Annotated in this window: 12 protein-coding genes; 3 read left to right on the top strand and 9 right to left on the bottom strand. The window is 51.1% G+C overall.

What is annotated here, in order from left to right; all coding sequences use genetic code 11:
- Nucleotides 1–47: 47 nt before the first annotated feature.
- The 3 genes from topB to SK34_RS16985 form a co-directional block, all read right to left on the bottom strand.
- The gene (topB, locus tag SK34_RS16995; protein ID WP_044700023.1) at nt 48–1,994 is read right to left on the bottom strand and encodes a DNA topoisomerase III; all 1,947 of its coding nucleotides are present in this window, start codon (nt 1,992–1,994) and stop codon (nt 48–50) included.
- A 4-nt stretch (nt 1,995–1,998) separates the two neighbouring features.
- Nucleotides 1,999–3,042 (bottom strand): selenide, water dikinase SelD, encoded by a 1,044-nt coding sequence (gene selD, locus SK34_RS16990; RefSeq protein WP_003840882.1) that lies wholly within the window; start codon nt 3,040–3,042, stop codon nt 1,999–2,001.
- Nucleotides 3,043–3,158: 116 nt separating this feature from the next.
- A complete protein-coding gene (locus SK34_RS16985; RefSeq protein ID WP_003030670.1) occupies nt 3,159–3,710 on the bottom strand; it encodes an NAD(P)H nitroreductase in 552 nt (183 codons plus the stop codon).
- A 175-nt stretch (nt 3,711–3,885) separates the two neighbouring features.
- Here SK34_RS16985 and sppA point away from each other — a divergent pair, with 175 nt between their 5' ends.
- From sppA to pncA, 3 genes are read left to right on the top strand one after another with little or no spacing between them, the layout of a single operon-like run.
- Entirely contained in the window at nt 3,886–5,742 is a 1,857-nt protein-coding gene (gene sppA, locus SK34_RS16980) for a signal peptide peptidase SppA (protein WP_048233574.1), read from the top strand.
- 55 nt (nt 5,743–5,797) lie between these two features.
- A complete protein-coding gene (gene ansA / locus SK34_RS16975) occupies nt 5,798–6,814 on the top strand; it encodes an asparaginase (RefSeq protein WP_003030673.1) in 1,017 nt (338 codons plus the stop codon).
- A 14-nt stretch (nt 6,815–6,828) separates the two neighbouring features.
- The gene (pncA, locus tag SK34_RS16970) at nt 6,829–7,467 is read left to right on the top strand and encodes a bifunctional nicotinamidase/pyrazinamidase (protein ID WP_048233571.1); all 639 of its coding nucleotides are present in this window, start codon (nt 6,829–6,831) and stop codon (nt 7,465–7,467) included.
- A gap of 37 nt (nt 7,468–7,504) precedes the next feature.
- Here pncA and SK34_RS16965 read toward each other — a convergent pair whose 3' ends face one another.
- The 6 genes from SK34_RS16965 to SK34_RS16940 all read right to left on the bottom strand — a co-directional run bounded on the left by SK34_RS16965 (nt 7,505) and on the right by SK34_RS16940 (nt 13,748).
- A complete protein-coding gene (locus tag SK34_RS16965; protein ID WP_032949100.1) occupies nt 7,505–8,863 on the bottom strand; it encodes an MFS transporter in 1,359 nt (452 codons plus the stop codon).
- A gap of 140 nt (nt 8,864–9,003) precedes the next feature.
- Entirely contained in the window at nt 9,004–9,762 is a 759-nt protein-coding gene (locus SK34_RS16960) for a DeoR/GlpR family DNA-binding transcription regulator (RefSeq protein ID WP_003030679.1), read from the bottom strand.
- 136 nt (nt 9,763–9,898) lie between these two features.
- A complete protein-coding gene (gene ydjG / locus SK34_RS16955; RefSeq protein WP_003846646.1) occupies nt 9,899–10,882 on the bottom strand; it encodes an NADH-dependent methylglyoxal reductase in 984 nt (327 codons plus the stop codon).
- Nucleotides 10,883–10,891: 9 nt separating this feature from the next.
- Nucleotides 10,892–11,839: a carbohydrate kinase family protein gene (locus tag SK34_RS16950; protein WP_003840877.1), complete on the bottom strand. Its 948-nt coding sequence runs from the start codon at nt 11,837–11,839 to the stop codon at nt 10,892–10,894.
- A gap of 4 nt (nt 11,840–11,843) precedes the next feature.
- A complete protein-coding gene (locus SK34_RS16945) occupies nt 11,844–12,680 on the bottom strand; it encodes a ketose-bisphosphate aldolase (RefSeq protein ID WP_003840876.1) in 837 nt (278 codons plus the stop codon).
- Between the two features lie 24 nt (nt 12,681–12,704).
- A complete protein-coding gene (locus SK34_RS16940; protein ID WP_003840875.1) occupies nt 12,705–13,748 on the bottom strand; it encodes an NAD(P)-dependent alcohol dehydrogenase in 1,044 nt (347 codons plus the stop codon).
- Between the last annotated feature and the right edge of the window lie 4 nt (nt 13,749–13,752).

Here is a 13,752-nt window from a genome sequence, read left to right as displayed (position 1 = left end):
CTGCAGGCCCGTAGGCCGGATAAGCTATGCTTATCAGGCCTACAAACTTACAGACCCGCCTCTTCAGATGGCGGGCTTTTTTTCGCCGAACGTTTACGCGGCGCACTCTTTTTCTTATCGCCACCACTACCGCCAGGTGCAGCAATTCCACGAAAGCGTCGTACCGGTGTGCTGCGCGCCTGATCGATAAGCTGATACAGCGTCCCCACCAGCGGCTGCATGAAATCCTGATAGCGACATTGCTTTTCGCTGATTTGGGTCAGTATAGATTCCCAGTGCGCGGTCATGTCCGGGCGCGTCGCCATTTCTGGCAACGAGTGGAACAGCGCTTTTCCTGCGTCGGTCGAATGAATATACCGCCCTTTTTTCACCAGGAACCCGCGCTTAAACAGCAGTTCGATAATACCGGCGCGCGTCGCTTCCGTACCTAAACCATCCGTTGCGCGCAGGATCTTTTTCAGATCTTTATCCTGCACGAATCGCGCAATCCCGGTCATCGCTGACAGCAGCGTGGCATCGGTAAAGTGACGTGGTGGTTGAGTCTGACGTTCAACCACTTCACCTTTTTCGCACAGCAGTTCGTCATCTTTTGCCACCACCGGCAGCGGCGTCCCGTCATTATCTTCGTCGCGCTCTTTATTGCCAAGCAGCGTGCGCCATCCGGCTTCCGCCAGAAAACGCGCTTTAGCGACAAACTTGCCTTTGGCAATATCCAGCTCAATAACGCACTTCCTGAATACCGCATCTGCGCAAAATTGCATCAGATACTGACGGGCAATCAGGTTGTAAATTTTCGCTTCGTTGTCATTCAGATTGATGGACGAACTGCGCGCGGTAGGAATGATGGCATGGTGCGCATCCACTTTTTTGTCGTCCCAACAGCGATTTCGCGTATCGGGATTGACCGCCGGTTGCGGGAGCAGATCCGGTGCATGGACGCTAATCGCGTTCAGTACCGCATGACGTCCGGCAAAGTGCTCTTCCGGCAGATAACGGCTATCCGAACGCGGATAGGTAATCAACTTATGGGTTTCATACAACTTCTGGCAGATATCCAGAACGTTTTGCGCACTTAAACCGAAGCGCTTCGCCGCTTCAATCTGCAACGCCGACAGCGAGAACGGTAACGGCGCGGATTCTGATTCCCGTTTATCGTTATAGCTGGTGACTATCGCCGGTTGACCGTTAATTCGGTTCACCACGTGTTCAGCCAGCGTGCGATTCAGCAAGCGCCCTTCTTCATCCTGATACGGCTCACACGCTTCGCTCGGCTGCCAGATAGCAGTAAACCGCTCATCGGCGGGCGTTACGATATGCGCTTTCACTTCGAAGAAGTCTTTGGCGACGAAGTTCTCAATCTCTTCATCACGACGCACAACCAGCCCGAGCACCGGCGTTTGTACGCGCCCGACCGAAAGTACGCCCTGATAGCCCGCGTTACGTCCGAGAATGGTGTAAGCGCGCGTCATATTGATACCGTACAACCAGTCCGCACGCGCTCGCGCCAGTGCCGACACGCACAGCGGAATAAACTCACTGTTGGCGCGCAGCCGCTCAATAGCCCGCTCAACGGCCTGCGGGTTGAGGTCGTTAATCAGGCAACGCTGCACCTTCTGGCGCTTTTCAGGCGCCAGTTGCAGGTAATCCAGCACTTCATCCACCAGCAGTTGCCCTTCACGATCGGGGTCACCGGCGTGAATAACTTCGCTGGCCTCATGCAAAAAGCGCTTAATGACGTTGAGCTGTTTGGTCACCGAGGGGCGCGGTTGCAGTTGCCACTTTTCCGGGACAATCGGCAGATCGACCAGACTCCAGCGAGCATAACGACTGTCGTAGGCATCCGGCTGCGCCTGTTCAAGCAGGTGACCAATACACCAGGTCACCACTTGTCCATTTCCGCATTCGATAAAACCATCGCCTTTGCGATGCGGCTTTGGCAGCACATCGGCGATAGCACGCGCCAGACTTGGTTTTTCGGCAATAAACAACCGCATCGAGTTAACGAATCTCAACCATGGCGCGACCGCCACGAGCTTCCACTAACTCACCAATGGCGGTGAGATCGATACCGAACTGCGCCGCTGCCGCTTTCACTTCGGCTTCAGCTTCCGGCGTTACAGCCAGCAGTAGGCCACCGGAAGTTTGCGGATCGCACAACAGATCGCGTACCGATTGCGGCATTTCACCCATCAGGTGTCCGTAGCTGGCAAAGTTACGTTGGGTACCGCCGGGTACCGCACCTTGCGCGATGTATTCTTCAACGCCAGGCAGCTTAGGAATATCCTGGTAGATAATTTGCGCCTGAACGCCTGCGCCCTGACACATTTCACTCAGATGCCCCAGCAGACCAAAACCGGTAACGTCGGTCATGGCTTTCACGCCGTCGATATCGGCGAATGCCGCACCGGCAATGTTCATCCGACACATCACTTCTGTCGCCAGTCCTTTGTGTTCTTCCTTCAGTAGTGATTTTTTCTCTGCTGTCGTCAGAACGCCAATCCCCAGAGGCTTGGTCAGGAATAACTTACACCCTGCCTCTGCGGTGCTGTTTTTCTTCACGCGTTCGGTCGGCACAACGCCGGTTACCGCAAGGCCAAAGATAGGCTCTGGGGCATCGATAGAGTGGCCGCCCGCCAGCGCAATACCCGCCTGACGGCAGGCAAAACGTCCGCCTTCGGTGACTTCGCGGGCGATTTCCGGCGCCAGCTTATCCAGCGGCCAGCCCAGAATAGCAATTGCCATAATCGGTTTGCCGCCCATAGCGAATATATCGCTGATGGCGTTAGTCGCGGCGATGCGGCCAAAATCAAACGGATTATCGACAATCGGCATAAAGAAATCGGTGGTGCTGATAACGCTGGTGCCGTTTCCCAAATCGTATACGGCCGCGTCGTCGCGAGTTTCATTACCCACCAGTAAGTTCGGATCAACAAACTTCGCCTGCTCGCTGTGCAGGATGGTTTCCAGCACTTTTGGGGAAATTTTACAACCGCAACCGGCTCCGTGGCTGTATTGCGTTAAACGAATAGCTTGCTCGCTCATGGACATCTCCTGTCATTGCAATCCGGATATGGTAGCGCTCATTCCATGATGTGGTAAGAGTGACTGTCTGAATTCGAGTGTCTTTGCTCAGAATCCAGACAGTTTTGCCGTTGATATCAGAAATAACGGACGAATGCGCTCGGATCGGCAAGGTTGATCGTCGTGGATGCTTTTAGCTGCGGTGTACCCAGATAGAGGAAACCGACGATTTTATCTTGCGGGCGACAGTCGAATGCTTCACGAACGACCGCACTTTCGGTTAATGCACCACTGCGCCAGATACCGCCAAAGCCCTGGGCAATTGCGGCCATCTGCATAGCCATCACCGCACAACCGGCAGACATTTCTTGTTCCCACAGAGGAACCTTGTCGTTTTCTTCACATTTCGCCACCACGGTAATAATCAGCGGCGCGCGAAACGGTGCGTTGCGCGCTTTTTCCTGAGCTTTCTCATCGCTACCTGCGGCAATCGCGCCTTTCTCAAGTACGGTGCTAAAGCGTTCACGCCCTTCCCCCTCAATGACATAGAATTGCCATGGTTGCAGCGTTTTGTGGTCCGGTGCGCGCATTCCCGCCCGCAGAATGTTTTGCAGTTGCTCTCCGGCCGGGGCCGGCTCGACAAGACGAGAAGCGCTACGACGGGTGATAAGTAATTCGAGTGCATCCATTTGCTTAACTCCAACAATGAGATTTGTTCACAAAATTAACACGTGAGCGGATTTTGTTACAGCACAGGCGGTGATTCCTGCTGACAAGTGCCTGTCTGGTCATTACGATAGCCTCATCTTATCGCCTTTCTCCGGGATTTCGGGATGGCGTGTTGTTAATCGGTAGGGAGAATACATGCGAACCCTGTGGCGATTTATTGCCGGATTTTTTAAATGGACGTGGCGATTACTTAATTTCGTCCGTGAATTTGTGCTTAACCTGTTCTTCATCTTCTTGGTGCTGGTGGGCGTGGGTATCTGGATGCAGGTCAGCAGCAGCAATACCAGTGAACACGCTGAGCGAGGCGCACTGCTGCTGGATATCTCGGGGGTGATTGTCGATAAGCCGTCGAGCACCAGTCGCTTAAGCGTTATTGGTCGTCAGCTGTTTGGTGCCAGTTCCGATCGCCTGCAGGAAAACTCCCTGTTCGATATCGTGAATACTATTCGCCAGGCAAAAGATGATCGCAACATCACCGGCATTGTGATGGATCTGAAAAATTTTGCCGGGGCCGACCAGCCTTCCATGCAATATATCGGTAAAGCGCTGCGGGAATTCCGCGACAGCGGCAAACCGGTCTACGCCGTAGGCGATAACTTCAGCCAGGGGCAGTATTACCTCGCCAGTTTCGCCAATAAAATTTATCTCTCTCCACAGGGGTCCGTTGATCTGCACGGCTTTGCCACCAACGGTTTGTACTACAAGTCCCTGCTCGACAAGCTGAAAGTTTCCACGCACGTGTTCCGTGTCGGGACTTATAAGTCTGCCGTAGAACCGTTTATCCGTGATGATATGTCTCCTGCCGCGCGTGAAGCCGACAGCCGCTGGATCGGCGAGCTGTGGCAGAACTATCTCGACACGGTCGCTGCCAATCGCCAGATCCCTGCTCAGCAGGTGTTCCCGGGCGCACAGGCCATGCTGGACGGTTTGACAAAAGTCGATGGTGATACTGCGAAATATGCGCTCGACAACAAACTGGTGGATGCACTGGCCTCCAGCGCCGAAGTCGAAAAAATGCTGACCAAACAGTTTGGCTGGAGCAAAGCGGATAAAAATTATCGCGCTGTCAGCTATTACGATTACTCATTGAAAACGCCAGCGGATACTGGAGACAGCATTGGCGTTATCTTCGCCAATGGCGCGATTATGGACGGTGAAGAAACCCCTGGAAATGTGGGCGGTGACACGACTGCCGCGCAGATCCGCGAAGCCCGTCTTGATCCGAAAGTGAAAGCAATTGTTCTGCGCGTGAACAGCCCTGGCGGAAGCGTCAGTGCCTCCGAAGTCATTCGTGCTGAGCTGGCTGCGGCAAAAGCGGCGGGTAAACCGGTTGTGGTGTCCATGGGCGGCATGGCGGCATCCGGTGGGTACTGGATCTCCACCCCAGCAAGCTACATTGTGGCGAACCCCAGCACGCTGACCGGTTCAATCGGCATCTTTGGCGTGATCAACACCGTGGAAAACAGTCTGGATTCCATTGGCGTACACACCGACGGCGTGGCGACATCCCCACTGGCGGATATCTCCATCACCAAAGCGTTACCACCAGAAGTGCAGCAAATGATGCAACTGAGCATCGAGAACGGCTATAAGCGCTTTATCACACTGGTCGCAGATGCGCGTAAGACAACACCTGAGCAGATTGACAAAATCGCGCAGGGCCACGTCTGGACCGGCCAGGATGCGAAAGCCAACGGTCTGGTAGATAGCCTCGGTGATTTTGACGACGCCATCGCGAAAGCGGCTGAGCTTGGCAAACTGAAACAGTGGCACATTGAGTATTATCAGGACGAACCAACATTCGTTGATATGGTGATGGACAGCATGTCAGGCTCCGTTCGTGCCATGCTGCCTGACGCCATTCAGGCTATGCTCCCGCCTCCGCTGGCCTCTGCGGCCAGTGCAGTAAAAGCCGAAAGCGATAAGCTGGCCGCATTCAACGATCCGCAAAACCGCTATGCGTTTTGCCTGACCTGCGCCAACGTTCGCTAACTATTGACCCCTCTTCGGGATGAAGAGGGGTTTTCTTTGAGACAGAAGAAAAGTCATGCAGAAAAAATCAATTTACGTTGCCTATACCGGCGGTACCATTGGTATGCAACGCTCAGAACAGGGTTATATTCCCGTTTCCGGTCACCTGCAGCGCCAGCTAGCATTGATGCCAGAATTCCACCGTCCGGAGATGCCAGACTTCACCATCCACGAATACGCCCCGCTGATGGATTCCTCCGATATGACGCCGGAAGACTGGCAGCATATTGCGGAAGACATTAAAGCGCACTACGACGATTACGATGGTTTTGTCATTCTGCACGGCACTGACACCATGGCGTTTACGGCTTCGGCGCTCTCTTTTATGCTGGAGAATCTTGGCAAGCCGGTCATTGTGACAGGGTCACAAATCCCATTGGCAGAGCTACGTTCTGACGGACAAATCAATTTGCTGAATGCGCTGTACGTTGCAGCAAATTACCCGATCAATGAAGTTACCCTGTTTTTCAACAATCGATTGTTTCGCGGCAATCGGACCACTAAAGCGCATGCTGATGGTTTTGACGCGTTTGCCTCACCCAACCTTGCACCACTGCTGGAAGCCGGGATCCACATTCGTCGGCTGGGAACTCCGCCCGCACCTCACGGTACAGGTGAGTTGATTGTGCATCCTATCACTCCGCAACCGATTGGCGTGGTCACCATTTATCCGGGGATCTCCGCTGATGTAGTACGCAACTTCCTGCGCCAACCTGTAAAAGCATTAATTTTGCGCTCCTACGGCGTGGGGAATGCGCCGCAGAATAAAGAGTTCCTGAAAGAACTTGAAGATGCGAGTTCGCGTGGCATTGTGGTGGTGAACCTTACGCAGTGTATGTCCGGCAAGGTGAACATGGGGGGCTACGCGACAGGCAATGCGCTGGCGCATGCTGGCGTGATTGGCGGCGCGGATATGACCGTCGAAGCCACACTCACCAAACTGCACTATTTGCTGAGTCAGGGACTGGATACGCAGACGATCCGTGAAGCGATGACGCAAAATCTGCGTGGTGAGCTCACGCCTGACGATTAAAGGAGTCTATGCCCATGGCCCAAGCCTTACTGTTGGTCGATTTACAAAATGACTTTTGTGCCGGTGGTGCCCTCGCGGTCCCACAAGGTGACAGCACAATCGATATTGCCAACCGTCTGATTGACTGGTGTGCCTTACGCGGCGACATGGTCGTTGCCAGTCTGGACTGGCACCCGGCTAATCACGGTAGTTTTGCCAGCCAGCATCAGGTCGAGCCCTACAGCCAGGGACAACTCGATGGCCTGGCGCAGACGTTCTGGCCCGATCATTGCGTACAAAACAGCGCAGGTGCAGCCCTGCATCCGCTGCTGAACCAGCGTGCGATAACTCAAATGTTCACTAAAGGTGAGAACCCGCTGGTCGACAGCTATAGTGCGTTTTTTGATAACGGTCGTCGTCAGGCTACCGCGCTCAATGCTTGGCTACTCGAGCGCCGCATTGCCGAGCTCATCATCATGGGTCTGGCAACCGACTATTGCGTTAAATTCACCGTACTGGATGCGCTCGATCTAGGCTACACCGTCAGCGTTATTACCGACGGCTGCCGTGGGGTTAATATTCAACCCCAGGACAGTGCAAACGCCTTTATAGAAATGTCGGCGGCGGGCGCAACGCTGTATACGTTGGATGACTGGCTGGAAACCCAACCGTAAGCGATGCCGACAGGGTCACTCCTGTCGGCGCGTTATCTCAGGCCAGCGCTGAAATCTCTTCCAGCGATACTTTGCGTGTTTCGATGCCAAAACAAAAAAGAATCAGCGCGCATAGAACCAACATTACTCCTAACACGATAAAGACCGTAATGGATCCATAGCGGGTCAACAAAATAGCGACGCCATAGGGCGTAAACACAGCGACAATCCTTCCCACCGCATTCACAAAACCAGATCCTCTCAATCTAAGGTGCGTGGGCCATAGTTCTGGGACATAAACTGCAGAGGCAAAGCAGACATACATATACAGAAAAAAAATCATCACCAGCCCGTAGCTCAGAATGGCCCACTCTTCAGTTTGAAGTGAATAGAAATACCCGAGCAATGCGATAATAATCAACAAGAATGAGCCAAACAATCGCCGTGGAAAGCGATCGATAATTAACGCGGCAATAAATATCCCAACTGGCGCGCCAATCATAATTATCGCGGTCATAAATATGGATTTCGTTACATCGATTCCCGAATTAACAAATATAGTCGGGATCCATACCGTAATGGTGTAGAGCGAAATATTCATTGCGATAAGCACCGTGATCGCCACCAGTGTACAGCGCAACATTGGCCCCTTAAACAATAGCCAAAATGAACCACTTGCCGTGCTTAAATCCGCCGACGGGCATTCGTTCCGGCAGGATGGTAAAGTGATGTTTTTTTCTAGCTCAATTTGCGATTCAACCTGCATAAGATGTTTTTCAGCTTCGCTTCTCTTCCCTTTACCAGCCAGCCAACGTGGGGATTCAATATAATATTTTCCCGACAGATACCAGGCCAACAGCATTGCCATGCCACCGAGCAGAAACATCACCCGCCAGCTTAAAAGTGCAATGATCACGACGCCAATTGCCGCAGATAGCATTGGTGCCCAGTTGCCGACAAATGACAGACGGGCAGACCATTTCCCACGTACCGCGGGTGGAATGAATTCTGTAAATGAGGCATAGCCCACCATAATTAGCGCCCCCATTCCAATTCCCATCAGACAGCGGAAGAAGATAAGCCAGTACATGTTGGGCACAAACGTTGCAGCGCAGGCTGAGGCCCCGACGATTAACAAATTAATGCGGAACGCTTTGCGTCGACCGAGATAATCACCAATAAAGCCACCAGCTAGTGAACCGATAAAGTAGCCGAACATCAGCGCTGAGGTAAACGCGGCATTTAGATAATTGTTTGACCAGCCAGTGTTGACTAATTTTGCTAATACCACATTCCCGGAATAGCTGAGAAAACCGGTTATTAACAAACTAAAACTAATAATACCGAAAATACGAAAATGAAATCGAGATAAAGGTAAGCGATCTAATCTTGCGCCGATAGGGTCACATTGTTCCATCTGGATGCCTCAAATTCAGCTAAATAGAAAGTATGGCGATCGCGGCAGAAGCAATTTTGCCGCGCCATCCATCATCATTAGATTCTTATGGCATTTCCCTGGTGCAAACTAAAATAATATCGACACAACCCTCGCTATAGTTAATAAACGAGTTGAATATTATTCTCTTTGCAAAATGCAATCCACTCTGCACCCGGTGCCTTATTGGTTATTAGGTAATTAATATGGCTAAAGTCCACGAGCTGAACGAAAGCTTTACGATCAAACTTTGAGTGATCAACTAACAAGGCCACCTCAGTCGCCTGGCGGATCATGGTTTTTTTGATTTCCGCTTCCGCTTCATTAGAATCAAGCGCCCCACTCTGCATATCCAAACCTTTGCAGCTCATCACCATGATATCAACATGATAGCGGCTGATAATCTCCTTGGTGATTCTTCCCTGCAGCGACAGCGTATTCTTATTCAGCTCACCGCCAGTAGAAACCACGTTAATTTCTGACTGCGCCAGCTCATGAAATGCTTCAGCCGAATTGGTAAGCAACGTCAGATCGTTTCTTTCCTTCAACAGCTTTAATAATTCCATCGCGGTACTGCTGGAGTCGGCAGCCATTGTGGTCTTATTTTTAATAAACGGTAATGCATTACGTGCAATGATCTGCTTTTCTTCGAAGAAAGATTTTGCACGCTTATAAAAATGAATATTGTCGGACAACGCGGTGGTATTGAGCACTGCACCGCCATATGTTCGGGTCAAAAAACCTTCATCTTCCAGTTTTTCAAGATCGCGGCGAATCGTTTCCTCAGTTACCTGAAAGATTGAACTTAAATTAGATACCACCACTTTCTTATCGTTAGCCACCATTTGCTTAATGGCCTGAATCCTGTCTTTTGCCGCCACGATGATACCTCTGTTTCCTGCAAAGTAATAATAAGACCCTAGTATCTCACAGGCTATATTTATTTTCAAAAGAACATGTCTGAATCACAGATTTTAATACTCTTTTACACAGAAACAGAGGTCAATCCTATCTGAATTAATTTATATCCAACGCTTCCGCCATTCGCCTCATCAATAATGAATCATCATCTGTCAGGGGAATGGTTAACGCCTCGACATTCTCGCGAACCTGTTCAGGTGCGGTTGCGCCACTCAGTAAGGTGATCAAATCGCTTTGCTTTAAAATCCACGCCAGAGCTAGTGCGGGGATTGTGCAGCGGTATTTTTCACAAAGCGGCTGCCACTGCCCAAGCATATCAATCACCCGCAACATATTTTCCCGCTGAAACCAGACCTTGTTAGCCCGCGCGCCGCCAGGAACATAATCTCGGGCGATAGTACCGGTCAACAACCCCTGCTCAAGCGGTGAATATACCTGCACGATGATGCCATTCTGCTGACATAGCGGCAGCAGTTCAGCTTCCAGCGCCCGGTCAAGAATGCTGTACTTGGCCTGGATAATATCCAGCTCACCGTGTTTGAGATACTCCCTGATATGCCCGGCATTGACGTTTGCCGCACCAATCGAACGGATTTTCCCCTCTTTTTTCAGTGCGTTCAGCGTGTCTACGGTTTCCGCAATCGGCGTAAAACAGGGTTCGACCGACTGCCAGTGGGTCATATAGATATCAATACTGTCGATACCCAATCTTTGCAGGCTGGCATCAACCTCTTCGCGAATAGACTCAGGCGTGAGGTTTTTATACAGCTGGCGATCGCCCACTTTGTTAAACAGGCTGCCTGTTCGCTCCCAGACGATGCCGCATTTGGTTTCAACCACTACCTCGCTGCGCGGCAGCTTTTTCAGCGCCTGACCGACAATCACTTCACTGTTGCCAAAGTTGTAGCCTGGCGCGGTATCAATCAGATTGATACCGCAGCGATGCGCCTCAACAATGGTATCGATACAAATCTGCAGATCGAGATCGCCATTCCATGCCGGACCACCGCCAATAGCCCATGTGCCTAATCCCATGCGGGAAAGCGTAATATCCGTACTTCCTAAAGGAATCATTTTCATCTGCCGCTATTACCCTTCGTATTCGTCAAGAAGTTGTTCAACCAGCTTTCTGTTCTTCACACCCGTCGTGGCACCCACGCTCAGTACCGATATTGCCGCCGTTGCATTAGCAAACAGCGCGCAGTCGCGAAGCGGTTTGCCTTCTAGCAGCGCGGAGATAAATCCTGAAGCAAAGTTATCCCCCGCGCCGATGGTGTCGATGGCGGTAATTCCTGACACCGCCGGGACCTCCATTTTCATGTCAACACGCTTGATAAAACAGCCTCTCTTGCCGGTCTTAATCACGACGGTTTTCACGCCACAGTTCAGAAAACTGTCGGCAATCTCATCCAGCGTCTCTTTCCCAGTGAGCAGTTTTGCCTCTTCAAAATTGGGAAACAGATAATCCACGTAGCTCAGCGCTTCACGGATATCGTCCAGCGTTTCATTCAGTCGCGGTTTAATCATATCCGCGCAGATAATGAGCTTATGCGCTTTCGCCTGAGTGAAAATTGCCGTCAGTGCATCACCATCCAACAACGGGCTATTAAAAATACTCGCCAGCGACAGCAGCTTTGCTTGAGAGAAACGGTCAAAATCAACATCGTTTATATTCAGTTTCCATAAGCTGCCGTTACGGTTAGTCACAAAGGTGCGTTCACCATCAGCGGTGACTAAACCCACGTTAATGGAAGTATCAATATCAGCATCCTGCTTCAGGCTTTTAATATCAATATTCTCCCGACGGCAGTGGTCGACAATAAAATGCCCCGCAGCATCGTCACCTATCCGGCCTATTAACGCCGTGCGATGGCCGAGGCGAGAAATAATCGTCGCCTCATTAATAGCGTCACCTCCCGTGGTCATAGCTATTCGTTCTAATGGATAAGAGTCAACATCAAAGATATTTTTACTCACTGGTTGCAAGGGAATATCAACAATTGCCGCCCCTATACAAATAACCTCGATATTATCCATATTGTCATTCCGCTTTACCGTCTGAACCAAACAATTTGATTTTCTCCAGCGCGCGCGCTTTTACGGCTTTACGTACTTCACGTTCAACGTGCAGGAACGGCTGGTCCTGGTTCTCCTGCACCGCCACCATTGCGGCCTGGCACAGTTCGGTGTGAATATTGATTTTCGAAATGCCTAATGAAATGGCTTTTTTGATATCCGCGTCGCTAATGCCGGACGCGCCGTGCAGCACCAGCGGAACGGATACCGCCTGACGCACTCGTTTAACCACGTCAAAGTTCAGTTTCGGTTCGGAGGTGTAGACGCCGTGCTGGTTACCAATCGCTACCGCCAGCGAGTCACAGCCGGTACGCTCGACAAACTCAGCCGCCTGGCTTGGATCAGTGTAGTGATAACCCGCCAGCGCCTCTTCGTAGACCGTTTCATTACCCACATGGCCCAGCTCTGCTTCGACCGGAATACCCAGCGGGTGGAAGAAATCGACCGCCTCTTTGGTCAGGCGAATATTCTCCTCGAAATCAAAAGCGGAAGCATCACGCATCAGTGAATTCATGCCGTGGGCCCATGCGTTATGGATTATCTCCATGCTGCGTCCGTGATCCCAGTGGGTAATAACCGGCACCGAGGCTTTTTTCGCCATAGAAACCATCATATGCGAAAAATCTTCAAACGAGGTATTACCCACAAAGCCGGTACCGAAGGAGATAATTACCGGCGATTTAGATTCTTCCGCCGCATCAATCACTCCCATTAGCATTTCCGCATTCCACACGTTAAAGTGGGCAATCGCATAATGTTTATTTTGAGCATCATTTTCCCAATATTTAATATCTGCCAGCATGGTTATTTCTCCCTTTTCAATAGATTAATAATTTACTTTAATAACGCCTTTGATAATTTCACATTTGTTATTAACGGATTCATCAAACGCGCGCTGAACATCTTCATAATCGTAAATATGCGTCACCATCGACTTCACATCAAAACGCCCTGAGGAGATGGCTTCAATCGTGACAGGGTAGCGGTTGGCATAACGGAAAACGGTCTGAATAGACACTTCACGGTTAATTTTGAGGAAATTAATCGCTGAATCACCAGGTACAGTACCCACGATCATGATTTTCCCGCCGCGCATTACCAGATATGGAGCCTGCTTAACAGTGATCGCTGAACCTGCGGTTTCAAAAACAATATCGGCCCCCATATCTCCGGAGAACTGCTGGCAGCGGACAACGGTGTCCTCTTTCGCCCCGTTGATCACGGTCGTCGCACCAAGTTGCTCGGCCATGGTCAGACGCTTTTCCAGGACATCAACCACCGCAATGTCGGTAGCACCCAAACATTTACAGGCTTGCAGGGTCATTAAACCAATACAGCCCGCCCCCAGAATGACGATTTTCTTGCCCGGTTTAACGTCCGCCAGCATTGCGGCATGCATCCCTACCGCCGCGGGCTCTACCAGCGCGCCTTCCATGGTGTCCATATTATCGGGCAACTTGTAAGTGAAGCTCTCCGGATGGCACAGATAGTGGGTTAGCGCGCCGCGATAATTAGGTTGCGTGGCCATAAAGTCAACATCAGGGCAGATGTTGTATTTCCCTTCCAGACAGTAGCGGCAGTGACCGCACGGCACGCCCGGTTCGATATTCACCTGGTCGCCGGGTTTAAATTTAGTCACACGGTTCCCTACTGCCACCACCGTACCGGCGCATTCATGCCCCAGACCAATTTCCTGATTGGGATCTTTCGGCGGAATAAAAGGACCTGATTCAAAACCATGAACATCTGATCCACAAATTCCAACGTATTCCACTTTAATCAGCACTTCGTGCTCTTTTGGCACCGGGATATCGGCGGCAATAATTTTCATCGTGCCCGGCGTTTTTAATATCGCTTTTGAATTTTTCATTTTA

It is taken from the genome of Citrobacter sp. MGH104, assembly GCF_001034485.1.
GTDB lineage: Bacteria > Pseudomonadota > Gammaproteobacteria > Enterobacterales > Enterobacteriaceae > Citrobacter > Citrobacter freundii.
Note: the sequence above shows the minus strand (reverse complement) of the source record. Positions and strands in the feature narration are given on the sequence as shown.